The organism is Photorhabdus machadonis (genome assembly GCF_052657765.1).
On the sequence record NZ_CP199761.1, the window covers coordinates 3901239 to 3923362 of the forward strand.

Here is a 22124-nt window from a genome sequence, read left to right on the forward strand (position 1 = left end):
TCTGCAATTATCTTTGGACGACCCAGCCCAGAGTCTGACGGGCCAGCATATCCCGCACAGGAGAGAATTTTTCCATCGCCATCAAGCCAAGATTACGCCCAATTCTTAATGGAAAATAACGATTGGCAAATATCCGTATCAATCCATCAGTAATACCAATGGTATTTTCCTGATCTAAAACCCGTTGCTGCTGATAATTAGCCAAAACCGGGTAAGCACCAATATCCTGACCAGCCGCAAAAGCCTCAGAAACAATCTGAGCCAGTGTCATCACATCGCGCATACCAAGATTAAAACCCTGACCGGCGATCGGATGTAATGTTTGTGCAGCATTACCCACCAGCGCTAATCGGTGGCTGACTTGTTGATTTGCAGTGGATAGTGTGAGTGGATAACTGTGGCGCCAGCCAGTTTCCAACATTTTGCCCAGTCGCCAGCCAAATGCCCGCTGTAACTGCCTCAGAAACTGCTCATTATTCCAGCCAGCTATTTCTTTTCGCCGATCCAAATGATGGCACCATACCAGCGAACTCCGCCCCCCAGACATTGGCAGCAAAGCCAGTGGGCCATATTCTGTGAAACGTTCAAATGCCCTGCCCTGTGGATGCTCTGACGTCAACACATTAGTAATCACGGCACTCTGTTCATAAAGGTGCTGTTGCCACTGAATATTACAAGCTTGACCAATCGCGGAATGACTGCCATCTGCGGCTACCAGCAATTCACCTTGCAGTTGATCGCCACTGTCCAGAGTAACGGTTACTGATGATATCGTTCTTTCAACGGTCAGAACCTTGGATGGACAATACAGTGTCACACCAGGAGCATTTTTCAGTAAGCCGAACAAACACTTGCCTGCATCATACAGTTCGACAACATTGCCTAAAGCCGGAATGTGATATTCTTTTGCATAAAGGTTCACAAACCCTGCATGACCACGATCACTAACATGAACGTGAGTTATTGGTATCACATAATCTTCCAGAGCAGACCAAACCCCGATCTGTTGTAAACGCTGACACGTACCGTAAGCCAGCGCTATCGCTCTGGCATCAAAGCCGGGATGTTTCTGCTCCGGCTCTGCTGCTTCAATCAGGGAAACATGAATCCGCCCCTTACTCAGGGAAGATATCGCCAGCGCTAGTGTCGCGCCGGTCATGCCCCCTCCAACGATAATCACGTTCATATCTTAGCTTAACCCTGTTTTGCTTTCGCCATCAGAGCTTCAATCTCATCAGCTTCTTTAATCACACTGGCTGTCAGGTTTTCGTTACCGGTTTCCGTGATCAAAATGTCATCTTCAATACGGATTCCGATACCACGATACTCCAGCGCCACATCGGCATCCGGTGCAATATAAAGCCCGGGTTCAACCGTTAATACCATTCCCGGTGCCAGAATACGGTCACGTTCTGCGCCATAGTGTCCAACATCATGCACATCCAGTCCCAGCCAATGACTGAGACCATGCATAAAGAACTGGCGATAGGCTTTGGTTTCGATTAAATGTTCAACCTCACCGTGCATAATGCCTAGTTTCACCAGCTCTTCCACCATAATCCGTACAACATGTTCTGTTACTTTGTTGATGCTGGTACCCGGCTTATACAGCTCCAATGAAACTTTCAGCGTTTTCAGTACGATATCGTAAATTTCACGCTGAGCACGGGTAAACTTGCCATTCACCGGGAAAGTACGAGTGATATCTCCGGCATACCCCAGATATTCACAACCTGCATCAATCAACACCAGGTCACCCTCTTTCATCCTGCTTTCGTTCTCGGTGTAGTGCAGAATACAACCGTTTTCACCACTCCCGACAATCGTGTTGTAAGAAGGGTAACGCGCACCCTGATAGGTAAATTCATGATGAATTTCAGCTTCCAGTTGATATTCAAACATGCCTGGACGGCAAATTTTCATCGCACGCATATGCGCCAGTGCGCTAATTTCACCGGCCCGACGCATAATTTCAATTTCTGCCTTGGATTTGAATAACCGCATTTCATGTACCCAAGGACGCCAGTCAGTTATCGTTAAAGGTGCTGAAAGATTACGGCGGCCACCTTTTCTTAGTGTATCCAGCGCATGGAAGACAATGTCATCCGCATAGGCAAATTCACCCTGTGCGTGATAAACCACATTCAGGCCATTTAACAACTGATAAAGCTCTTCCTGGATATCATCAAAAGGCAAAGCCCGGTCAATACCCAGTTTTTCCGGTGCCGCTTCTTGCCCAAGACGGCGGCCAAACCAAATTTCCGCCGTCAAGTCACGCGTTCGATTAAAAAGAACACTATGATTATGCGTATCATCACTTTTGATTAATATCAGCGCAGCTTCTGGTTCATTAAATCCAGTCAAATAAAGAAAATCGCTGTGCTGGCGATAGGGATATTCATTATCCGAATTTCGTGGCGCAGGTGGGGCAGAAAAAATAATCGCTGCGCTGGCCGGAGCCATTTTTGCCAGTAAAGCCTGACGGCGGGATAAATATTCTTGTTTGATCATACCCTCTCCTGCGACTTAGTTAATTATTTTGAGTTCCATAAACAGCAATTAATGCAATGTTGGCTTATCATTTTTTGCAATTGAAACAACTTTAGGCTGAGTAAAAGCGATATAGCAAAGCTGCGCGGCAACCCGTACATACTCAAGAACCTCTTCCAGTGCCTGAGCCAGCTCTTCTTGATCCTCACCTTCTTCATAGCCAAGCAGACCAATATTACGCAAGTCACCCACAATCTCACTGACCTCTTTTTTATCTGTGAATTTTGGTTGCGCAACTCCCAATCCCAGCAAAAAATGGTTTACCCATCCAGCCAGGGCATCTGCTCGTTCAAACACATTACCTTCCTCATCGGGTAACAATAAATGGAATGAAAAATGACTGTCATCCAATGATTCAAATGTAATTTCACGTAATTCACGCAATTGTTGAGCCAATGGATGGGAAAAAGCCAGTCCATCATTGGCTAAATCATGAACTAAAGCTTGCCAACTACTATCACGGTTACCACCGCACAGCAAGCCACTAATCAACCCATGCATCTCAGCCGCTGTCAACGCTACTGACTGCTGATGCAATATTTCGTTAAAAGATTGATAATCTGGTAATGAATTCTGTATAGACATGTGTATTGGTCATCGTTGACGGTGTAAGTTCATGCTATGCTACCACCAAGGGGAGTCGCTATACCAGACAGCAGCCATCGCTAATCGTGAGTTGTCTGTCGGTATCGCACTGTAATGATTGGCGTCTTGCTTTATCCTGTCATCAAGAATGAAAGCCAGGACGCAGTAATAAGTCAGGAAGGGGTCATGTCTGCACAACCAGTAGATATCCAGATTTTTGGGCGGTCATTACGTGTCAATTGTCCATCAGAGCAGAAAGAAGCATTGCTGGCTGCCGCGGTGGAACTTGAACAACGTTTAGAAGATTTAAAAGAACGCACCAGAGTAACCAATACTGAACAACTGGTTTTTATTGTGGCACTGAATATCTGTCATGAGCTGGCACAAGAAAAAGTGAAAACCCGTGACTATGCCTACAATATGGAACAAAAAATAAAGATGCTTCAACAGACTATAGAACAAGCATTAGTGGAGCAAGGTCGTATTACTGAGCGTACTATTGCATCAAATGGATGAATTCTATTGATAAATCATACATTAGTGAGTAGATCACTCTATAATTTAGTTGCTTTCTGTATTTAGTTTCATACAATAGGTTATAAGGTTGCTTAGTAAGCGTAAGCGCTGAATAAATTTCTCTGAGATGTTCGTGAACGGGGAAAGTCCCCTGAGCCGATATTTCATACATGATAGAATGTAGTGCTCCGCAGTCGGTGTGCATGCTCGGTCCGTCCGAGAAGCCTTATGGATGCGACGCTGCGTTCACCTTGAACCAAGGGTTCAAGGGTTACTACCTGTAACGGCATCTTGGAGAACCCCAATTTTAATCACTGCTCGCATTAACCGGCCAGGTTCCATGCCATCAGATCACTTGTTATCACTCAGACAAAACATCAGAAAGAAAATACGCCAGCAACGTCGTGAGCTCACTCCTGAACAACAAGCCCTTTTTGCAAACCAAGCCGCAGAGAAAGTTGTCAACCACCCCAGAATTTACCAAGCCAATAAAATCGCACTGTTTCTTTCATTTGATGGTGAACTTGATACCCGTCCACTTATTAACCAGCTCTGGCAACAAAACAAACAGATCTATTTACCTGTATTGCACCCTTTCAGTCGCCACCATCTGCTGTTTTTAAACTATCAGCTAAATACACAACTGGTCAGAAATCGTTTCAATATAGAAGAGCCCCCACTGGATGTTCAGCAGCTCTTACCCTTATCTGAGCTGGATATCATGATGATCCCGCTGGTTGCTTTCGACCACACAGGACAGCGACTTGGAATGGGAGGTGGCTTTTACGATCGTACATTGAGCCAATGGCAACAAAAAAATTTCTATCCAATTGGCTTGGCTCATAACTGCCAATTAGTCGATACATTACCTTCAGACAAGTGGGATATCCCATTACCGGAAATCATCACTCCCGAAAAAATCTGGCAATGGCAGTAAAAAATGGGCACCTTACACAATGCGCCCATTTACGGCATAGCAAAATAATCAGTAAAGCAGGCGAGAACGAATAGTACCCGGCAAAGCTTTCAGTTCCTGCAATACCATTTCAGCCTGAGCAGGGTTCTCAGTCACAATATCAATCACCACATATCCCATATCCCCGCTGGTACGCAGGTACTGAGCAGCGATATTAATATCCTGTTCAGCAAACACCTGGTTAATACTATTCAATATACCCGGACGATTTTCATGAATATGTAAAAACCGGTTGGTATCATCAGCATGAGCAGGAAGAGAAACTTCCGGGAAGTTGACGGCTGATAAGGTAGAACCATTATCAGAATATTTCGCTAGCTTTCCTGCCACTTCATAACCAATGTTTTCCTGCGCTTCCTGTGTAGAACCACCGATATGTGGAGTCAGCAATACGTTATCAAATTTAAGCAAAGGCGACTCAAACGGATCATTATTGGTCGCGGGTTCAACCGGGAATACATCTATAGCCGCCCCTGACAGGTGTTCACTTTCCAGAGCATCACACAATGCCGGAATATCCACCACCGTTCCGCGTGAAGCATTGATCAGGATAGAACCCGGTTTCATCAATGCCAGTTCCTGCGTACCCATCATATTCTTCGTTGATGGCGTTTCTGGTACGTGTAAACTGACCACATCACTCATATTCAGTAATTCGGACAAATGACGAATCTGATGAGTGTTACCTAATGGCAGTTTGTTCTCAATATCGTAGAAGTAGACATCCATACCGATACTTTCAGCCAAAATACCAAGCTGAGTACCAATATGACCGTAACCGATAATACCCAGTTTTTTACCACGCACTTCATAACAGCCCTTAGCCTGTTTATCCCATACGCCACGATGCGCTTTAGCATTCGCTAAAGGAATACGGCGCAGTAGTAACAACAGCTCACCAAGTACCATTTCTGCAACAGAGCGGGTATTAGAAAATGGCGCGTTAAAGACGGGGATACCCCGTTTGGCCGCTGCTTTCAGATCAACCTGGTTGGTGCCGATACAGAAGCAACCCACAGCAACCAATTTTTCGGCTGCCTGGAAAATGTCTTCTGTCAATTGTGTGCGAGAACGGATCCCAACAAAATGGGCATCACGAATTGCCTCTTTTAATACCTGGGAATCTAACGCCCCTTTATGATATTCGATATTGCTATAGCCCGCTCCCCGCAGGTTTTCCACCGTGCTCTGATGCACGCCTTCCAATAGCAAAAATTTAATCTTATCTTTTTCCAGAGATACCTTAACCATTTACCCTGCCTATTGTTACGTCAATTTTCATTACATTTAAGATTCATTCTCTCAACATAACAAAAAAAACAGACACGGCAATACAAACGATTGCTATTCCTGCCAAATCAGTCTTAATAAAATAGTTATTGTGCGGAATAAAATGATATGGAGAAGAATAAAGTCAGAATTTAGATTATCTAATAATCAGATAAATGAGATATATCACTAAATTTCCACTGATTATTAAAAGTAAAAAATTTTTAAGGGCGAAAGATTCCGCCCTCTGTGAGCAATATTATTGGGTGATGGTTTTCACACCATCTAATGTTCCCATCAATACAACATCCGCACCACGGTTAGCAAACAGACCGACAGTGACGACACCGGCGATACGATTAATTTTATTCTCTAACTCAACAGGATCGAGAATTGCTAAATTATGCACATCCAAGATCACATTACCGTTATCAGTCACAACATTCTGGCGATATTCTGGTAAGCCACCCAATTTAACCAATTCACGGGCAACATATGAACGAGCCATCGGGATCACTTCAACCGGTAGAGGGAATTTACCCAAGACATCAACTTTCTTCGAAGAATCAACAATACAAACGAATTTCTTCGCGATTGCAGAAATAATTTTTTCGCGAGTCAATGCGGCACCACCGCCTTTAATCATCTGCATATTGCCATTGATTTCATCCGCGCCATCAACATAAATATCAAGAGAATCCACTTCATTACAATCGAATACAGGAATTCCCAAGCTTTTTAACTTTTCGGTAGAAGCCTCAGAGCTGGATACCGCCCCTTTAATCTGGTCTTTAATTGAGCCAAGAGCATCAATAAAATGCGAAGCCGTTGAACCCGTTCCCACACCGACAACCGTTCCGGGAGTGACAAATTCGAGCGCTGCCCAACCTACTGCTTTTTTCAGTTCGTCCTGAGTCATATCAATTCACAACCTATATCAGTTACAAGGAAAGCCTGTCAGCTAGTATAAACAATAATTTACCTCATCCACCGGAAAAATATGGCATAGTGCTATGCAAACAATCAATGGAGAATCTTTCTGTAATGAAACGCCCTGATTACCGAACACTGCAAGCCTTGGACGCTGTGATCCGTGAGCGTGGTTTCGAACGTGCAGCCCAGAAACTCTGTATCACTCAGTCCGCAGTTTCTCAACGTATCAAGCAGTTGGAAAATCTGTTCGGTCAGCCTCTGTTAGTGCGCACCGTTCCTCCACGCCCCACCGAACAAGGGCAAAAGCTGCTGGCGCTACTGCATCAAGTAGAATTACTGGAAGAACAATGGCTAGGTGATGAATCGGGTACAGATACTCCGCTGCTGCTTTCACTGGCAGTTAACGCCGATAGCCTGGCAACCTGGCTGTTACCGGCATTGCACCCTGTGCTCGATGATTTACCGATTCGGCTGAATATTCAGGTTGAAGATGAAACCCGTACTCAAGAGCAATTAAGAAGAGGTGAAGTCGTTGGTGCAGTCAGTATTCAACCGCAACCATTACCTGGTTGTCTGGTGGATAAACTAGGAGCACTGGATTACCTGTTTGTTGCGTCACCAGAATTTGCTACCCGATATTTTCCAAATGGGGTTACCCGTTCAGCATTACTGAAAGCACCCGCAGTAGCATTCGACCATCTGGATGATATGCATCAAGCATTTTTACAACAGAACTTCGATTTATCGCCGGGCAGTGTTCCATGCCATATCGTCAACTCATCTGAAGCTTTTGTGCAACTGGCAAAACAGGGTTCTACTTGTTGTATGATCCCTCATTTACAAATTGATCAGGAACTGAAAAAGGGCAAACTGCTCGACCTGACACCAGGTTTATATCAGCGCCGGATGCTCTATTGGCATCGCTTCGCACCGGAAAGCAGAACAATGAAAAAAGTGACTGACGCCCTGTTGAAAATTGGGCGTCAGATGTTAAGACAAGATGACACGGATTAAGGTTTTAGCTCAAACACAACATCAACCTGATCACTAAAACTGATGGTGTCCTGTTGGTAAGTTTCATTCACACCAGCAGCACTTCCCGCCAGCACGACATCATTATTGTGGTATTTCATATAGGAAATATCTGGTGCTCGATAATTGATGCTGTATATCGGGCCCAATTTACTGTTAAAGCCTTTCGCTAATACATCAGCCTGCTCAATCGCATTCTGAATGGCTTTCTGTCGGGCTTCCTCACGATATTTTTGTGGATCGTCCACACCAAACTGAACGGATGAGATCTCATTCAAGCCAGCTTTTAATGCACCATCAAGCAGAATATTAAGATGATCCAACTGATGGACCTTCACTTCCACCGAACGGATTGCACGATAACCTTTCAGCACAGACTTGTCAGATTCTCTATCATAGTCATAGTCAGGTTGAGTACGCAGATTTGCCGCATTAATATCTTTCTTTTCAATACCATTCTCTTTTAGAAAATCAAAATACTTAGCAACAAGCTCATCAACCTGTTTTTTAGCACCAGAAGCATCTTTGGCAGAAATATTGACGTTAATCATCAACGTTGCCATATCCGGTTCTGCTTTAATTACCGCATTACCAGAAGTCACAATATGAGGGACCACGGGTAAATCAGCTGCCTGCGCAGAGAGAGGTACACCTCCTGCACTTAACATTGCAGCCAGCCCTAAAGATTTTAATTTCACCACAACCTCCGTAGAAAATCTGTTACAAAAAGAGTTTATCCCCGGAAAAACCGAAATATTCATGGGATAAATAAAACACTAACACACACACTGTATGCAAAAGAAGTGTCCAGGTTAACCAGAAATTATCAATCCCTGTTTAGCAAGTTGCCAGGCGATATACCACATGACAATACAGATAAATCCATTAATAATTCGTTGAGAACGTGGCTTACTCAGTATGGGTGAAAACCAGGCAGCGAGGAATGCCAGAGCAAAAAACCAGCTAATGGAAGCGCTTGCCGCACCAAAAGTAAACCAGGGCCTGAGTTCTGAAGATAATTGACCACCAATACTGCCCAATATAACCAGGGTATCCAGATAAACATGTGGATTTAACCAAGTGACAGCAAAGATAATTGCAATTACCCGCCAGCGACCCCTCACGATATTGTCAGTCTGTGTGAGTGCCGCATTCGCAAGCAGGGCCACACGAAAAGCTCTCCAGCCATACCACAATAAAAAAGCAACCCCTCCCCAAGTGACAAATTGCAGTAGTAAAGTTGACTGCCCAAGCAATGCACTCCCGCCAAATACGCCGGCACCAATCAGAAAACCATCGCTGATAGCACACAAAGTTGCACTCATCAGATGGAATTGTCTTCGGCTCCCTTGCTGCATAACAAAGGCATTTTGTGGACCAAGAGGCAAAATCATTGCAGCACTGAGAAAAAAACCCTGCACAAATGTCGATAACATAAAAAAACTCCTCAATAATTATTCACTTTGCCCTTCCAATGTTCAGAATATTAAGAAGAATAGCGCATTAGAGGAAATAAATGCTTCTAATCGATCATAAGAAATTTTAATAGTCAGCTAAAAAACCGGCTGTGACAGGAAAAATATTTAGTTAACTCAAAGGAAATTAGGCAAATACACACTTAAGACATTAATTAATCGATTAATTCTGTAAGAATAAGAGGAAGAGGTTATTTTGAAAAAAATTACTGGTTTCATGTTGTTCGCGGTCATTATTATTACTGCACTCACTATCAGAAGCTACTATTTACTTCGGAATGATGTTGAAAAAATATTAAACCAATCTGAAATAATTGAATACTATATTGGTACAGCAAATATTACCGATGTAGAGCTCAGTAATTATCAACCTTTCTTATGTAAAAAAGGCTGTGAACGCTTTATCCTTAAAATACAAGGTGAAAAAGGCTATGGGTCCGTTGCTGCCGATATTAATTTACACGATTCAAGTGTTTTAGCTGCTGTACTTTGTTTACCCGACAACAAGAAAATAACGCTGACAGAAGATATCAACGATGATTTTGTTAAAAACAATTTTGATACCTTATGTCAATAAAATAAATCTGGTGGAATAGGCTTGGATCGTCCGCGCCATTCACGGCGCGGTACGAATTTACAGGCAAAAGCTTATAACTTCTTCACACAATCGGGTGATTATCACCAAATCTATCATTTGACTAACCACTCATTTTATTTTGAGCCGCAGCCTGATTCTGATGCAAATAAACATCCATTTGCGGATAAGGAATACCGATATTGTGTTTATCCAATGTACGTTTAAAGTTTTCCATCAAGTCCCAATAAACATCCCAAGCATCACCATTGATCGTCCATACACGCACAACAAAATTCAGCGAAGAAGGTGCCATTTCATGCAAACGGATTGTTACACCGCGATCATGCTGAATACGGCTGTCTGCCGCAATAACATCACCCAGTACTTTTTTGACTTCATCAATATCCGCATTATAGGCAACACCGACCATTATTTGCGTCCGGCGGTTCGGTTCACGGCTGGTATTAATAACATTATCTGCAATAATTTTCCCATTCGGGATAACAACAATTTTGTCATCGGCTGTACGCAATGTTGTAGAGAAAATCTGCACCTGAACCACAGTGCCCTCAACTGCGCCCAAGATAACATATTCACCGGCCCGGATTGGCCGGAAAGCAACCAACAATACACCAGCAGCAAAGTTGGACAAAGAGCCCTGTAAAGCCAAACCAACGGCTAAACCCGCAGCACCGATAACCGCAATCACCGACGCTGTCTGAACCCCTAATTTGCCCAAAACAGCGATAATCGTAAACGCAATTACCGAATAACGGACAATCGCAGCCAGGAAATCTGACACAGTGACATCAATGCCACGCAACGACATAACTCTTTTCACACCCTTGCTGATTAATTTCGCTGCCATCAACCCCAAAACAAGGATCAGAACAGCAGCAACCATATTGACCAGATACTGAATGATTAAATCCTGATGATTAATAAACCAGCTTGTAGCCTCATTAATACCACCAGACAGACTGATATCTTCCATTAAAACCACCTTGATTATTTAGCTATAATTAACAAAATTACCTAATTGCTATTCTTCATAGCAAGTATCGATAGTAAGAAAAAAACCTATCGCGCCAGAAAATTATTCTGTCTATATACAAATGCTTACCAGTAGTTTTTTCGCAAAATAAAATCCCGATAATCGGACAACATATCAATAAAATCCTTCGTACCACAAAAAGCCAGACTCTCATTATCGTAATAACTCATGCCTTCTTCCATCTCATCAGTTTCAAACTCAAGCTGATTAGCACGAACCATAACTTCTTCGTCATCCATTAGCAGCGTATATTCATGACCCACAAGTTGCCATTGACGTTCACTGCCCTTAATTTCAGCCAGTGCTGTGGTGATCTTATCCAGCACAGTCAAGTCACCTTTAACTTCTTCATTCAACCACTGACCAATAGCTTCGTGATCCATTGAGAACCGGCTAGTCACCTGCCCAGTGACGCCCAGCAAAAATTCGTAGTCCATCATTATCTCCGGTGCGTTCTTCTTCATTTTAATATTTCCCCAGCAATTCCGCCCCAAATCAGCCTACAAACTGGCTAGAATAGGAGATTTCCATACTGACACAACAGTGTGGCTCTGCACTTGGATGACCGAAATGTGTATCCCCGATATGATGTCCTCTATAACTTTCATTCATTAGAAGAGAATTCAGCCTCAAAGCCTTGTATGTTTATGGCAGTTTGTGCAAAGCAGGAAAATGGTACTATCATTAATAATATCTCAGGGAAACAAAAACAGCAAAATCGAACGTTTTGCCTCTGATTGATGAGATACATTCAAGAATATTGCAATACAGCGACTTATTTTCTATTTTGTCTGGGAAAAGAAGATGCTTTCAGGTGCCATTATGATACGACATACCTTTTCGTTGAAGAAAGTGTTTGTATTGCAGAAACAACTCTCTGCTAATCAGTCACCAACATAACGAGTATTATCGGCATGCCTCAAAACACTTAGGCGTGCCGATTATCGGTTATAAACTCTGAATAGCAGGTCAATAAAGTGATAACAGTTAGGCGGGTTAAAGCCGTGTAAAGCAAGTTTAATCTGGCGTATTTAAGGTATTGTGGTTTTTTATCATCGATTATTTAATTAGTTTATAAAAAACTTTATTTCCGGTTGAAAACGTTATTAAAACCGATTCCTTTTGAAAAGTATATCTTCTGATTAACCGATTGATATTGATATTCATATTTATCCTTCCCCAGAGACATAAACATTAACCGAGTTAATTTTTTTCTCATTTTTCACTGATAGTTTTATCATAAAACAGGCTTTAAACTGCTATTAAAAATCACTGTTTTAACTTATGGCTTTAATCGGTATAAAGTTTTAACGATTTTTTACCACTTTTAGCATCGATTTTTTATTAAGTTTAATCATCATGGTATATCGTGTTTTAAGTTCAACGGATGTTAATCATACACGCTTCTTATCTTTACTGACGCTGTTTTACTGGCAATCCTGAGAGGTTTCATAAATCACGCCCCTTTATTTTGTCTTCATAAATCAACCAGTAAATAGCCTGATGATATAAAGATGTCCCTTTATGTCTTTTCGAATAACCCCCCCCCCCCTTTTTTCAGCGTTTAAACTCTGTCAAATTAACCATTTTATCTTTTTTTTATTATGCTATTTTTATGGCTTTCTCGTTTTTCCATTTACTGTATTCTATTTTTTTAGATTTAAGACCAGAAACAGTAATAGACATGTTAATGGCATTAAGATTAGCGCCTATTTATTTAATAATTTTTAATTCCGATAAACGCTTTATTCTTTTTTCTACTAATTTTCTTAATACAGTTAATCTTGATAAACGTTCCAATATCATATTCTTGTTATTGGATTAACACTGTTATTTTGTCATCTTTTTATCAATTTAAAACCCATTTTCTCTGCTGTTTTCTCTTCCAACACCAGTATAGTATCGAATTTTTCACTCGACTTTAAAAACCCCTAATCACTTATTTTTACCTTTAATGATTAAAGTTTTTACCTGTTTTTTCATGATACGCTTGCCATTTTTTCCAGACTTTAAAACCACACTGACAGACAAAAAAATTTTTTCTTAAAAGCTGTATTTGAAATGGGAGGTTTTTACCTCCCATTTATTCGTATTACAATATATCAAAATTACACAGCAGTTTGGAAAATCACATCATTCGCTTTTTCAGTGTATTGATTCAGTTGGTCAAAGTTGAGATAACGGTAGGTATCTTCTGCTGTCTCATCAACTTTATCCATAAATTGCTGATATTCTTCCGGTGTAGGCAGACGTCCCAACAGAGAAGCCACCGCAGCCAGTTCAGCCGATGCCAGATAGACGTTCGCCCCCGTTCCTAAACGGTTTGGGAAGTTACGGGTTGAAGTAGAAACCACCGTTACACCATCAGCAACACGTGCCTGGTTGCCCATACACAGGGAACAACCCGGTATTTCAATCCGCGCCCCACTCTTACCAAAGATACTGTAATAACCCTCTTCAGTGAGCTGAGCCGCATCCATCTTGGTTGGTGGAGCAACCCACAAGCGAGTTGGCAATTGGCCTTTATGCTGATCCAATAATTTACCGGCAGCACGAAAATGACCAATGTTAGTCATGCAAGAACCGATAAAGACCTCATCGATTTTGCTGTTAGCTACGTCAGACAGCAAACGCGCATCATCCGGATCATTCGGCGCACACAGAATTGGCTCTTTGATTTCAGCCAGATCAATCTCGATAATTGCGGCGTATTCCGCATCAGCATCGGCTTCCAGCAGTTGAGGATCTTTCAGCCAGCTTTCCATACCGGCTACACGACGCTCCAGTGTACGGCGGTCACCATAACCTTCCGCCATCATCCATTTCAGCAATACAATATTGGATTGCAGGTATTCGATAATCGGCGCTTTATCCAGTTTAATCGTACAACCTGCCGCAGAGCGTTCCGCAGAAGCATCCGCCAGTTCAAATGCCTGCTCAACTTTCAGCTCTGGCAAACCTTCGATTTCAAGAATACGACCAGAGAAAATATTTTTCTTACCTTTCTTCTCAACGGTCAGAAGACCTTGCTGAATCGCATAGTAAGGAATTGCATGTACCAAATCACGTAAAGTGATACCGGGCTGCATCTGCCCTTTAAAACGAATCAACACAGATTCAGGCATATCCAGAGGCATCACGCCAGTCGCAGCCGCAAACGCCACCAAACCAGAACCTGCCGGGAAGGAAATACCTATCGGGAAACGGGTATGAGAATCCCCCCCCGTACCGACGGTATCAGGCAACAACATACGGTTTAGCCATGAGTGAATGATACCGTCACCCGGACGCAGGGAAACACCACCACGGTTCATGATGAAATCCGGCAGAGTATGGTGGGTAGTGACGTCAACCGGCTTAGGATAAGCAGCCGTATGGCAGAATGACTGCATCACCAAATCCGCAGAGAAGCCCAGACATGCCAGGTCTTTCAGCTCATCACGGGTCATTGGACCCGTAGTATCCTGAGAACCAACGGAGGTCATTTTAGGTTCACAATATTCACCCGGACGAATACCCACAGTGCCACATGCCCGGCCAACCATTTTCTGAGCTAAGGAGAAACCACGGTTACTTTTCTCAACCGCTTTCGCCTGACGGAATACATCACTTTGCGGTAAGCCAAGCGACTCCCGCGCCTTACTGGTTAAACCACGACCAATAATCAGTGGAATACGACCACCCGCGCGAACTTCATCCAGCAACACATCGGTTTTCAGTTCAAATTCAGCCAGCAGCTCATTGGTCTCGTGATTGCGTACTTCGCCTTTATACGGGTAAATATCAATCACATCACCCATATTCAGCTTGGTAACCTCTATTTCGATTGGCAATGCACCGGCATCTTCCATCGTATTGAAGAAGATTGGCGCAATTTTACCGCCCAAAACAACGCCACCACCGCGCTTGTTTGGCACAAATGGGATATCTTCGCCCATAAACCACAGCACTGAATTAGTGGCTGATTTACGGGAAGAACCTGTACCAACCACATCGCCGACATAAGCCAACGGGTGGCCTTTCTTATTCAGCTTTTCAATCTGTTTGATTGGGCCAACCATGCCAGCTTGATCAGGTTCTATACCTTCACGGGCGTTTTTCAGCATAGCCAGAGCATGCAATGGAATATCAGGACGTGACCATGCATCCTGTGCAGGCGATAAGTCGTCAGTGTTTGTTTCACCAGTCACTTTAAATACAGTAACTGTGATTTTTTCTGCCAATTCAGGGCGTTCCAGATACCACTGTGCATCCGCCCAAGAGTGCATAATTTGTTTGGCTTGTGGATTACCGGCTTTCGCTTTTTCTTCTACATCATAGAAGTTATCAAACATCAACAAAGTATGAGAGAGCGCTTCAGCGGCAATAGGAGCCAGCTTTTCATTATCCAGAGCATCAATCAAGGGATGAATATTATAACCACCCTGCATAGTTCCAAGCAGTTCAATCGCTTTTTCTGGCGCGATTAGCGGTGAAATAGTTTCACCTTTTACAACGGCGGCAAGAAAACCGGCTTTTACATATGCTGCTTCATCAACACCAGGGGGAATACGGTTAATCAATAGATCTAATAGGAAATCTTCTTCACCTTTGGGTGGGCTCTTCAGTAACTCAACCAGCGCCGCCGCTTGCGCCGCGTCCAGTGGCTTAGGGACGACGCCGTGGACTGCACGCTCGGCCACGTGCTTGCGGTATTCTTCTAGCACGACTTTCTCCTCGCTCTCATTGTCATTTATCTACCCGGCTGTCTGCACCCGCCTTAGAACCTGTATCATCAGGCTATTGTGTTTTCGCAACAATAACGCAACGCCCACTGGGACAGGCTGTTAGTTATGGTTCCGGGTGCCAGGTCAGAGGATTGCCAGCATAACCTAATCAGTTCAAGTTAAGTTACGCCGAGCTTCGGGCACCCAGCATACCAAAATTTGAATGCGATGTTAATTCGTTCACATAAAAGTAACATTAACTGATAGTAAAATTCTGAATACATAGTAGATAAAGCGGTTAAAACAGATTATTCCGCTGATTTTCACCAGCCGCATCCACAAGAACCATACTTTTTATGGATAAATTTTTTGAACAGGTAATACCAGATATAAAAAACGGCTTCCATAAATGAAAGCCGCTTCGTCAAATTACATCAGGCGATTTAAGAAATTATTTCTTTTTCTTTGCCTTAGCATTTGGCAAGTCAGTAATGCTACCTTCAAAGATTTCAGCCGCCAGACCGACAGATTCATGCAGCGTTGGGTGTGCATGGATAGTCAATGCGATATCCTCTGCATCACAACCCATTTCAATTGCCAGACCGATTTCACCCAGCAGTTCACCACCGTTAGTACCTACAATGGCGCCACCGATAATACGGTTACTTTCTTTATCAAAAATCAGTTTGGTCATACCGTCAGCACAATCAGAAGCGATCGCGCGGCCAGAAGCTGCCCATGGGAAGGTTGCCGTTTCATAGCTGATACCTTGCTCTTTCGCTTCTTTCTCAGTCAGGCCAACCCATGCAACTTCTGGTTCAGTATAAGCAATGGATGGAATCACTTTTGGATCGAAGTAGTGTTTCTTACCGGAGATAACTTCGGCAGCAACATGACCTTCGTGAACACCTTTATGCGCCAACATTGGTTGACCAACGATGTCACCGATAGCAAAAATGTGCGGTACATTGGTACGCATTTGCTTATCAACATGGATAAAACCACGGTCATCAACTTCAACTCCCGCTTTACCCGCATCCATCATTTTACCGTTAGGTACACGACCGATAGCAACCAGAACGGCGTCATAACGCTGTGGTTCTGCCGGTGCGTTTTTACCTTCCATCGTGACGTAGATACCATCTTCTTTGGCTTCGACTACGGTCACTTTCGTTTCCAGCATCAGGTTAAATTGCTTACTAATGCGCTTGGTGAATACTTTCACGACATCTTTGTCAGCCGCAGGAATCACCTGATCCAACATTTCAACGACATCAATCTGAGAACCCAGAGCGTGGTAAACCGTTCCCATTTCCAGACCGATAATACCGCCGCCCATCACCAGCAGACGCCCTGGAACCGTTGTCAGCGCCAGTGCATCTGTAGAATCCCATACACGAGGGTCATCATGAGGGATGAATGGTAATTGGATAGGACGGGAACCCGCGGCAATAATAGCATTATCAAAATTAATCGTTGTTGCGCCACCTTCACCTTCAACAACTAGCGTATTAGCACCGGTAAATTTACCAACACCATTAACAACTTTAACTTTGCGGCCTTTAGCCATACCAGCCAGACCACCGGTCAGCTGATTGATAACTTTTTCTTTCCAGACACGGACTTTTTCGATGTCAGTTTTTGGTTCACCAAAAACGATGCCGTGAGCGGCCAGAGCTTTAGCTTCTTCAATAACTTTTGCTACATGAAGTAATGCTTTAGAAGGGATACAACCAACGTTAAGACAAACACCACCTAAGGTAGAGTAACGTTCCACCAGGACAGTTTCCAAGCCTAAATCCGCGCAACGAAAAGCAGCAGAATACCCTGCTGGACCTGCCCCAAGTACCACAACCTGGGTTTTAATTTCAGTACTCATCATGACCTCTTAATTGTTTGTCCGGCGGGTCAGACGCCAAAAACGATATATTCCACCGGGACTTACACACCGCGAGCAGTTTACAGAATTGTTAATAACCTGAAAAGTGCGTTAACGTGACAGAACTCGCAACAAACCAACCAGATGCAAGCGGTTTCCCTGCCACAGCAATAACAATCAGGCTGGCACATGGCCAGCCTTTGAGATTACATCACCAGACGGCGGATATCGCTCATTGCATGATTAATAAATGTAATGAAACGTGCACCATCAGCACCATCGATCACACGGTGATCGAAGGAGAGTGACATAGGCAACATCAGGCGTGGTACAAACTCTTTACCATTCCAGACCGGCTTCATGGATGAACGGGATACGCCCAAAATAGCCACTTCCGGTGCGTTAACGATTGGCGTAAATGCTGTGCCACCGATACCGCCCAGGCTTGAAATAGTAAAGCATCCACCCTGCATATCAGATGCAGTCAGTTTACCAGCGCGGGCTTTCTTAGACATCGCTGTCAGCTCGCGGGATAAGTCGATGATACCTTTCTTATTGACGTCACGGAACACCGGAACCACCAAACCATTAGGAGTGTCAACTGCCACACCAATGTTGATGTATTTTTTCAGCGTCAGTTTCTGACCATCTGCCGAGATAGAGCTGTTAAAACGCGGCATCTCTTCCATCGCTTTTGCAACCGCTTTCATGATGAACACCAGTGGGGTGATCTTCACGCCAAGCTGTTTCTTCTCAGCTTCCTGATTCTGCTGTTTACGGAAGTTTTCAACTTCAGTGATATCCGTTTCATCGAACTGTGTAACATGCGGGATCATCATCCAGTTACGGCTCAGGTTAGCACCCGAAATTTTCTGGATACGACCCAGTTCAACTTCTTCAATTTCACCAAATTTACTGAAATCCACTTTCGGCCAAGGCAACATCCCCGGCAGACCGCCACCTGCTGACGCAGGTGCAGATTCAGCACGTTTAATCGCGTCTTTCACGTAAGACTGAATATCTTCACGCAGAATACGGCTTTTACGACCAGAACCTTTCACTTTAGCCAGGTTAACACCGAATTCACGTGCCAGACGACGGATCACCGGTGTTGCATGAACATAAGCACTATTTTCAATGAAATCGTTTTTATCTTCTTCTACGAAGCTTCTGCTCTCCAGAACAGGAACCGCTTTCTCAGATTCAACCGCTGGAGCTGGAGCAGAGGCCGCAGGAGTAGGCACAGCCCCCACGACTTCGAATACCATGATCATAGAGCCGGTTTTCACTTTATCACCGGCTTTAATTTTAATCTCTTTAACCGTACCGGCAAACGGTGCCGGTACTTCCATAGAGGCTTTATCGCCTTCTACGGTGATCAGTGACTGTTCTGCTGTAACCGCATCGCCTTCTTTGACCATCACTTCGGTAACTTCAACTTCATCACCGCCGATATCGGGTACATGAACATCTTTGGCTACGGAAACCACCGGTTCTGGTTCTGCCATACGAGAAGATAATGGTATCGCCGCTGATCCTTCAGCAGGTGCGGCTTCTACAGCACCCTCTGCGGAAGCAAAAATCATCATCAACTTGCCGGTTTCAACTTTATCGCCAACCGCAACGATGATTTCTTTAACAACACCCGCCTGAGGGGATGGAACTTCCATCGAAGCCTTATCACCTTCTACCGTGATCAGCGATTGTTCAGCTTCCACTGTATCGCCAACTTTCACCATGATTTCGGTGACTTCAACTTCATCTGCACCGATATCTGGTACGTTGATTTTGATAGTCATTGATCTTTACCTCTTATGCCAAACGCGGGTTAACTTTCGCTGGATTAATGTTGTATTTCTTGATTGCTTCTTCCACAACATTCACATCAATTTCACCACGTTTAGCCAGCTCACCCAGAGCAGCAATGACCACGTAGGAAGCATCAACTTCAAAATGATGACGTAGGTTTTCACGGCTATCGGAACGACCAAAACCGTCAGTACCCAATACACGGAATTCGCTTGCAGGGATGAAGTTACGAATTTGTTCTGCGAACAGTTTCATGTAATCAGTAGAAGCCACTGCTGGTGCTTCATGCATAATCTGAGCAACATAAGGTACGCGTGGCGTTTCTGTTGGATGCAACATATTCCAACGTTCACAATCCTGACCATCACGCGCCAGTTCAGTGAATGAAGTGACGCTATATACGTCAGAACCCACACCATAATCGTTAGCCAGAATCTGCGCCGCTTCACGAACATGACGCAGGATAGAACCAGAACCTAACAACTGAACTCTACCTTTGCTACCTTCCAGGCTTTCCAGTTTATAGATACCTTTACGGATACCCTCTTCTGCACCTTGTGGCATTGCCGGCATGTGGTAGTTTTCGTTCAGCGTGGTGATGTAGTAGTAAATGTTCTCTTGTTTCTCACCATACATACGCTCCAAACCATCATGCATAATCACAGCAACTTCATAAGCAAATGCCGGATCGTAAGAGATACAGTTAGGGATAGTCAGAGACTGAATGTGGCTGTGGCCATCTTCATGTTGCAGACCTTCACCGTTCAAGGTTGTACGGCCTGAAGTACCGCCGATCAGGAAGCCACGAGCCTGTTGGTCACCTGCTGCCCAGCATAGGTCGCCAATACGCTGGAACCCGAACATAGAGTAGTAGATGTAGAACGGAATCATTGGCAGGTTGTTGGTGCTGTAAGAAGTCGCCGCCGCCAACCATGATGAACCGGCACCCAGCTCATTAATCCCTTCTTGCAGGATCTGACCTTTCGCGTCTTCTTTATAGTAAGCAACCTGCTCACGGTCCTGAGGAGTATACTGCTGACCATTAGCGCTGTAGATACCAATCTGACGGAACAGACCTTCCATACCGAAAGTACGCGCTTCGTCGGCAATGATTGGAACCAGACGATCTTTGATTGACTTATTCTTCAACATCACATTCAGTGCACGAACAAAAGCGATAGTGGTAGAAATCTCTTTGTTTTGTTCTTCCAGCAATGCACCAAAATCTGCCAGCGTTGGCAGTTCCAGCTTTTCTTCAAAATGAGTACGACGGCTTGGCAAATAACCACCAAGCGCTGCACGACGTTCATGCAGGTATTTGTACTCTTCAGAGTCTTTATCGAAAGTCACATATGGCAGATTTTCGATTTGCTCATCAGCAACAGGAACATTGAAACGATCACGGAAATGGCGAACGCCTTCCATATTCATCTTCTTAACCTGATGAGCAATGTTTTTGCCTTCAGCCGTATCACCCATACCGTAACCTTTGATGGTCTGAGACAGGATAACGGTTGGTTTTCCAGTGGTTTCCTGCGCTTTTTTCAAGGCAGCAAATACTTTCTTAGGATCATGACCACCACGGTTCAGCGCCCAAATCTGATCATCAGTCATGTCTTTGACTAATTCTGTCGTTTCTGGGTAACGGCCGAAGAAATGCTCACGGACATAAGCGCCATCTTTGGATTTGAACGTCTGGTAATCGCCGTCCAGAGTTTCGTTCATCAGTTGGATCAGTTTGCCGCTGGTATCTTTACGCAGCAATTCGTCCCAACGTTCACCCCAAAGAACTTTAAGAACCTGCCAGCCCGCGCCGTTGAAGATACCTTCCAGCTCGTTAACAATTTTGCCATTACCCGTAACCGGGCCATCCAAGCGTTGCAGGTTACAGTTGATAACAAATACCAAGTTATCCAGTTTCTCGCGGGTTGCGATAGTAATCGCACCTTTGGATTCCGGCTCATCCATTTCACCGTCACCCAGAAATGCGTAAACGGTTTGCTTGGAGGTGTCTTTCAAACCACGGTGTTCCAGATATTTCAGGAACTTAGCCTGATAGATAGCGCCAATTGGCCCCAATCCCATTGAAACCGTTGGGAATTGCCAGAATTCAGGCATCAATTTCGGATGCGGATAAGAAGACAAACCGTTACCATGAATTTCCTGACGGAAATTATTCATCTGCTCTTCAGTCAGACGGCCTTCAAGGAAAGCACGCGCGTAGACGCCAGGAGAGATGTGGCCTTGGAAATAAACCAAATCACCGCCGTCATTTTCATTGCGGGCACGGAAGAAGTGGTTGAAACAAACTTCGTACATGGTTGCCGAAGACTGGAATGAAGCCATATGGCCACCTAATTCCAGATCTTTTTTAGATGCCCGCAAAACAGCCATCACAGCATTCCAGCGAATAGCAGAGCGAATACGGCGCTCCAGCTCCAGGTTGCCAGGGTAAGCAGGCTCATCCTCAACAGCAATGGTGTTGATATAATCGCGATTAGCAGCACTTGCTGCAACATTCACGCCACCTTTACGTGCTTCGTTTAATACCTGATCAATCAGGAACTGGGCACGCTCAACACCCTCTTCACGGATGACCGATTCGATCGCCTGTAACCAGTCGCGAGTTTCGATCGGATCCACGTCATTTTTCAAAATGTCTGACATGGTGTATTCCTTATCTGTTATCTGTTTCTAATGATTGTCTTGGAGCCTATCTTCCCGTCATACCTTTTGACGTTCAGCCGGTCATGACTGGAAGAT

General features: G+C 44.1%; 17 protein-coding genes and 1 other RNA gene. 5 read left to right on the forward strand and 13 right to left on the reverse strand.

Annotation, left to right across the window (positions count from 1 at the left end; genetic code table 11):
- Positions 1-7: 7 nt before the first annotated feature.
- The 3 genes from ubiH to ACUN2T_RS18650 are packed head-to-tail and all read right to left on the reverse strand — an operon-like array spanning position 8 to position 3135.
- Positions 8-1186, reverse strand: a complete 1179-nt coding sequence (gene ubiH / locus ACUN2T_RS18640; RefSeq protein WP_445494495.1) for a 2-octaprenyl-6-methoxyphenyl hydroxylase — start codon at positions 1184-1186, stop codon at positions 8-10.
- Positions 1187-1194: 8 nt separating this feature from the next.
- Positions 1195-2511, reverse strand: a complete 1317-nt coding sequence (gene pepP, locus ACUN2T_RS18645; RefSeq protein ID WP_445494497.1) for a Xaa-Pro aminopeptidase — start codon at positions 2509-2511, stop codon at positions 1195-1197.
- 48 nt (positions 2512-2559) lie between these two features.
- The gene (locus ACUN2T_RS18650; protein WP_445494498.1) at positions 2560-3135 is read right to left on the reverse strand and encodes a YecA/YgfB family protein; all 576 of its coding nucleotides are present in this window, start codon (positions 3133-3135) and stop codon (positions 2560-2562) included.
- A gap of 186 nt (positions 3136-3321) precedes the next feature.
- Here ACUN2T_RS18650 and zapA point away from each other — a divergent pair, with 186 nt between their 5' ends.
- The 3 genes from zapA (at position 3322) to ACUN2T_RS18665 (ending at position 4588) form a co-directional block, all read left to right on the forward strand.
- Positions 3322-3651: a cell division protein ZapA gene (gene zapA / locus ACUN2T_RS18655; RefSeq protein WP_445494499.1), complete on the forward strand. Its 330-nt coding sequence runs from the start codon at positions 3322-3324 to the stop codon at positions 3649-3651.
- A gap of 116 nt (positions 3652-3767) precedes the next feature.
- Positions 3768-3953: non-coding RNA, 6S RNA (gene ssrS, locus ACUN2T_RS18660), on the forward strand.
- A 38-nt stretch (positions 3954-3991) separates the two neighbouring features.
- Complete coding sequence (locus ACUN2T_RS18665; RefSeq protein ID WP_445494500.1) at positions 3992-4588, forward strand: 5-formyltetrahydrofolate cyclo-ligase; 597 nt, start codon at positions 3992-3994, stop codon at positions 4586-4588.
- A 48-nt stretch (positions 4589-4636) separates the two neighbouring features.
- Here the strand turns inward: ACUN2T_RS18665 and serA are convergent, their stop codons facing one another.
- Both serA and rpiA read right to left on the reverse strand, forming a co-directional pair.
- Positions 4637-5878 (reverse strand): phosphoglycerate dehydrogenase, encoded by a 1242-nt coding sequence (serA, locus tag ACUN2T_RS18670; RefSeq protein ID WP_445494501.1) that lies wholly within the window; start codon positions 5876-5878, stop codon positions 4637-4639.
- A 277-nt stretch (positions 5879-6155) separates the two neighbouring features.
- Positions 6156-6815 (reverse strand): ribose-5-phosphate isomerase RpiA, encoded by a 660-nt coding sequence (gene rpiA, locus ACUN2T_RS18675; protein WP_445494502.1) that lies wholly within the window; start codon positions 6813-6815, stop codon positions 6156-6158.
- 125 nt (positions 6816-6940) lie between these two features.
- Between rpiA and ACUN2T_RS18680 the strand changes: the two genes are divergently transcribed.
- Positions 6941-7843 carry a LysR family transcriptional regulator ArgP gene (locus ACUN2T_RS18680; protein WP_445494503.1) on the forward strand — a complete coding sequence of 301 codons (903 nt, stop codon included), beginning with the start codon at positions 6941-6943 and terminating at the stop codon, positions 7841-7843.
- On the opposite strand, the gene ACUN2T_RS18685 is transcribed toward ACUN2T_RS18680, so the two are convergent.
- Together ACUN2T_RS18685 and argO are read right to left on the reverse strand one after the other, a co-directional pair.
- The gene (locus ACUN2T_RS18685) at positions 7840-8559 is read right to left on the reverse strand and encodes an oxidative stress defense protein (protein ID WP_445494504.1); all 720 of its coding nucleotides are present in this window, start codon (positions 8557-8559) and stop codon (positions 7840-7842) included. The two genes, ACUN2T_RS18680 and ACUN2T_RS18685, sit on opposite strands and share 4 nt — an antisense overlap.
- A 114-nt stretch (positions 8560-8673) precedes the next feature.
- Positions 8674-9297: an arginine exporter ArgO gene (gene argO, locus ACUN2T_RS18690; protein ID WP_445494505.1), complete on the reverse strand. Its 624-nt coding sequence runs from the start codon at positions 9295-9297 to the stop codon at positions 8674-8676.
- 235 nt (positions 9298-9532) lie between these two features.
- Between argO and ACUN2T_RS18695 the strand changes: the two genes are divergently transcribed.
- A complete protein-coding gene (locus ACUN2T_RS18695) occupies positions 9533-9913 on the forward strand; it encodes a hypothetical protein (RefSeq protein WP_445494506.1) in 381 nt (126 codons plus the stop codon).
- 121 nt (positions 9914-10034) lie between these two features.
- Here the strand turns inward: ACUN2T_RS18695 and mscS are convergent, their stop codons facing one another.
- The 6 genes from mscS to aceE all read right to left on the reverse strand — a co-directional run bounded on the left by mscS (position 10035) and on the right by aceE (position 22028).
- Positions 10035-10907 (reverse strand): small-conductance mechanosensitive channel MscS, encoded by an 873-nt coding sequence (gene mscS / locus ACUN2T_RS18700; protein WP_445494507.1) that lies wholly within the window; start codon positions 10905-10907, stop codon positions 10035-10037.
- A gap of 125 nt (positions 10908-11032) precedes the next feature.
- Positions 11033-11404: a YacL family protein gene (locus tag ACUN2T_RS18705; RefSeq protein WP_445497918.1), complete on the reverse strand. Its 372-nt coding sequence runs from the start codon at positions 11402-11404 to the stop codon at positions 11033-11035.
- Positions 11405-13075: 1671 nt separating this feature from the next.
- Positions 13076-15673, reverse strand: a complete 2598-nt coding sequence (gene acnB / locus ACUN2T_RS18710) for a bifunctional aconitate hydratase 2/2-methylisocitrate dehydratase (protein WP_445494508.1) — start codon at positions 15671-15673, stop codon at positions 13076-13078.
- A 451-nt stretch (positions 15674-16124) separates the two neighbouring features.
- Entirely contained in the window at positions 16125-17552 is a 1428-nt protein-coding gene (gene lpdA / locus ACUN2T_RS18715) for a dihydrolipoyl dehydrogenase (RefSeq protein ID WP_445497919.1), read from the reverse strand.
- A gap of 206 nt (positions 17553-17758) precedes the next feature.
- Complete coding sequence (gene aceF, locus ACUN2T_RS18720) at positions 17759-19351, reverse strand: pyruvate dehydrogenase complex dihydrolipoyllysine-residue acetyltransferase (protein ID WP_445494509.1); 1593 nt, start codon at positions 19349-19351, stop codon at positions 17759-17761.
- Between the two features lie 13 nt (positions 19352-19364).
- The gene (gene aceE, locus ACUN2T_RS18725; protein ID WP_445494510.1) at positions 19365-22028 is read right to left on the reverse strand and encodes a pyruvate dehydrogenase (acetyl-transferring), homodimeric type; all 2664 of its coding nucleotides are present in this window, start codon (positions 22026-22028) and stop codon (positions 19365-19367) included.
- Positions 22029-22124 lie beyond the last annotated feature (96 nt).

What these genes read in the sequence shown, in the direction of transcription:
- ubiH (WP_445494495.1), bottom strand. Translation starts at nt 1,186, where the DNA reads ATGAACGTGATTATCGTTGGAGGGGGCATGACCGGCGCGACACTAGCG.
- pepP (WP_445494497.1), bottom strand. Translation starts at nt 2,511, where the DNA reads ATGATCAAACAAGAATATTTATCCCGCCGTCAGGCTTTACTGGCAAAA.
- ACUN2T_RS18650 (WP_445494498.1), bottom strand. Translation starts at nt 3,135, where the DNA reads ATGTCTATACAGAATTCATTACCAGATTATCAATCTTTTAACGAAATA.
- zapA (WP_445494499.1), top strand. Translation starts at nt 3,322, where the DNA reads ATGTCTGCACAACCAGTAGATATCCAGATTTTTGGGCGGTCATTACGT.
- ACUN2T_RS18665 (WP_445494500.1), top strand. Translation starts at nt 3,992, where the DNA reads ATGCCATCAGATCACTTGTTATCACTCAGACAAAACATCAGAAAGAAA.
- serA (WP_445494501.1), bottom strand. Translation starts at nt 5,878, where the DNA reads ATGGTTAAGGTATCTCTGGAAAAAGATAAGATTAAATTTTTGCTATTG.
- rpiA (WP_445494502.1), bottom strand. Translation starts at nt 6,815, where the DNA reads ATGACTCAGGACGAACTGAAAAAAGCAGTAGGTTGGGCAGCGCTCGAA.
- ACUN2T_RS18680 (WP_445494503.1), top strand. Translation starts at nt 6,941, where the DNA reads ATGAAACGCCCTGATTACCGAACACTGCAAGCCTTGGACGCTGTGATC.
- argO (WP_445494505.1), bottom strand. Translation starts at nt 9,297, where the DNA reads ATGTTATCGACATTTGTGCAGGGTTTTTTTCTCAGTGCTGCAATGATT.
- mscS (WP_445494507.1), bottom strand. Translation starts at nt 10,907, where the DNA reads ATGGAAGATATCAGTCTGTCTGGTGGTATTAATGAGGCTACAAGCTGG.
- ACUN2T_RS18705 (WP_445497918.1), bottom strand. Translation starts at nt 11,404, where the DNA reads ATGGACTACGAATTTTTGCTGGGCGTCACTGGGCAGGTGACTAGCCGG.
- lpdA (WP_445497919.1), bottom strand. Translation starts at nt 17,552, where the DNA reads ATGAGTACTGAAATTAAAACCCAGGTTGTGGTACTTGGGGCAGGTCCA.
- aceF (WP_445494509.1), bottom strand. Translation starts at nt 19,351, where the DNA reads ATGACTATCAAAATCAACGTACCAGATATCGGTGCAGATGAAGTTGAA.
- aceE (WP_445494510.1), bottom strand. Translation starts at nt 22,028, where the DNA reads ATGTCAGACATTTTGAAAAATGACGTGGATCCGATCGAAACTCGCGAC.